Below are 2,581 nucleotides of genomic sequence, written 5' to 3' on the forward strand. Positions count from 1 at the left end.
TCGGTTTTGTCGTACTTGAAGTCGACGAACTGCTTGTTGGCTTCGTCGAACTTGAGGTACTTGTTGTTGAACTCGTACTGGTTGAAGATTCTTCTGTACTGCTTTCAGAAGGTGTTGACTCCGAAGTTGTCGGAATTTCTGAAGAAGTAGTAGAATCTACTGTTGGAACTTCTGGCTCCACAACCGGAACTTCTTCAACGACTTCAGGCTCTTCCACAGGTGTTTCACTACCTTCTGGAACCGAAACGGCACTTTCCATTGTTCCTGTTTCTACTATTAAAGAAGATTCTTCTGGCAGCTCTCCTGCCTTCAACACGCCGCTGCGTATACTGACGAGTCCGCCAATGAAAACAAGGACTCCGCAAACCCCTATCATTATCTTTTTCATGGATTGGTTCCTTTCTAAATCAAACTAAAAAATAAAATCGGTAAGAGAAACAATAAGAACAAGGGCACGACCGTCTGCATCGGATCGGAAATGATCTTCGCAGCCAACGTCATACTCACCCGTTCGGGTTCGGAAACAGGATCTTCCTTCAACAGGGTCCCGTCGATTTCCCCCTCGTCTCGCTTGAGTTTCATTTGTTTGAACAAATCATCCTCTGCGTCATGCAACGTATGCACACTTTTGAGATTTCCTTGAACAAGACGCCGATAGATCGTTCCGATGTCTCCTTCACAGCGTAATAAGGTCAGCTTGGCAATCCCATTTTTCGGCTCCTTTTCGACATACGACACCTCGGTCTCTTCAATGATCTTGTTCAAAGAAACCTCATAGACATAGACTTTTTTAAAATCCGTGGTATAAATCAGCTGCCCCTTTTTCAAGTCTTGGATACGGTGTAATAACACATCCTTATCGAAGATGTTGTGGGCCAGAACGACATAGTTTCCTCGACCCAATTGTTGATCGGAGCGATACGTCGCCGCTCCGGTCAACAGGTTTTCATTCGCCATGCCGGCGAGGATCGGCAGATCGATCGAGACATCGGGAATCACGATCTTACCGATTCCCCAATTATTGGTGGTGGTTTGAACCACCGACTTGGCCTTGGCATAGTCGGAGATTTTAACACTGGCGATCTGTTTCTCCTCGTAGTTCGCTTCTTCGATCTTATCGATGTTGTAGGCATTCAATTCTTCCTTTTGTCCGATGTTGACAGCCGCCGAGGCGGGTTCTTCTTCCATGTGCAGATAGCCATAGATCGCTGTGATCAATACCGCGGTCATCGTCACGAATAACACAATGAACAGGGTCTTCGTAACTAGGAATAGACGTTTCAAATTCTTGCGTGCTTTGGCTGCCACGAGCGGGTCGTCTGAGCGGAAACGTTTGATGAATCTTCGATACAAGCCCATCAGTAAGGCAAAGATCGCTACATTCAAGCCCAGTGTCGCTAAGACAATGTTTTGATAACTCCATGTATTGCGTTTCTTGACTTTCTTCTTAACCGCCGTTTTATAATCGATCCGATGACCGGTGACTAAGAGTCGGAAGGTGTTGATTCCCGGAGGTGTACAGGTCAAAAGTGTCGCCTTGTCTTTTCCTTTATGAATCTTGACCTTATCGACATCACTTGGCAAGATTTCTTCAAAGGAATCAATCTCATAAGCCAAGCGTTTGCCTAAAATATTGATAAAAAACAAATCGCCTTCTTTTAAGTTTCGAATATCGGTAAAGAGGACTTGGTTCTTGACCCCACTATGTCCCGTAATGACCGCATGGGTATTCTTCCCACCGATGGGAATCGAGGTCGGCTCAAAATGCCCCAAGCCTTTTTCCAATGTTTTGAATGACGTGCCGTGAAAAAAAGGCATTTGTTTGATATCAATCGCGGGAATATCGACCGTTCCCATGACATCCCCTTGTTTCATGATCTTGTTGTAAACGACGGGATTCCCTTTCGGTAAGCCTTCTTGCATGTTATAGAGGTATTCGTTGTAGGCTTTGGCTAAGGCCCATTGTTCATCTTTTTCCTTTTGCGACATCTTTTTCATGGTGTCGTCGTATTGAGACACCGCTTGGCTTCGTTCACGATTGGCTAAGTAGTTTCCCACAATTGGATACAGCAGTGTCAAGACGCCGCCAACGATCATGATGATCGCGAAAATCTTCAAAAAGGAATGCTTTCTTTTCGGTTGTTTACGTTTCTTCATGACGGGTCCTTCTTTCCAATTGAGCATCACAAGTTGAAAGAAAGAATCAAAGACACGAAAACAGGCGCATCTGAGATTCTTTCTTCCGTAATGATGCATTGATTACTTTCTTAAAAAACATCCTTCTTGCGATGGATACTAATCATTCCGACACCGCCCATGGCAATGATCATGGCTAAAATCCACATCAATACCTGAGCTGTTCCGATATTCCCGCTGGTTTGCGGCAATTTCTTGATCTCGCCTTTTTCATCGACTTCCACGAGGATCGGCTTGCCATCCGGACCTTTGGTCACAGGCAGTTTAGGTACATCGCCTAAGACACTGGATTTCGGATAGATATAGACCTCATTCAAGGGTTCACCAGTCTGTTGCGGAAACGGCAGCTCCACAATGACTGGTTCCATGACGTCCTTCAGCTTCG

At 45.3% G+C, this 2,581-nt stretch carries 1 protein-coding gene and 2 pseudogenes; all 3 read right to left on the reverse strand.

The window, feature by feature from the left end; genetic code table 11:
* Positions 1–388 (reverse strand): annotated as a pseudogene (locus FFR60_RS22775) (glucosaminidase domain-containing protein); the annotation flags it as partial.
* Between the two features lie 14 nt (positions 389–402).
* On the reverse strand, positions 403–2,157 hold the full coding sequence (locus FFR60_RS22780; RefSeq protein WP_137665953.1) for a sortase family protein: 1,755 nt from the start codon (positions 2,155–2,157) through the stop codon (positions 403–405).
* Between the two features lie 110 nt (positions 2,158–2,267).
* Positions 2,268–2,581, reverse strand: a pseudogene (locus tag FFR60_RS22785) (pilin N-terminal domain-containing protein); the annotation flags it as partial.

This window comes from Enterococcus hulanensis (assembly GCF_005405485.1).
Classification (GTDB): domain Bacteria; phylum Bacillota; class Bacilli; order Lactobacillales; family Enterococcaceae; genus Enterococcus_A; species Enterococcus_A hulanensis.

Bases quoted from the DNA above. Each gene is read 5' to 3' on its own strand.
- FFR60_RS22780 (WP_137665953.1), bottom strand. From the start codon at position 2,157: ATGAAGAAACGTAAACAACCGAAAAGAAAGCATTCCTTTTTGAAGATT.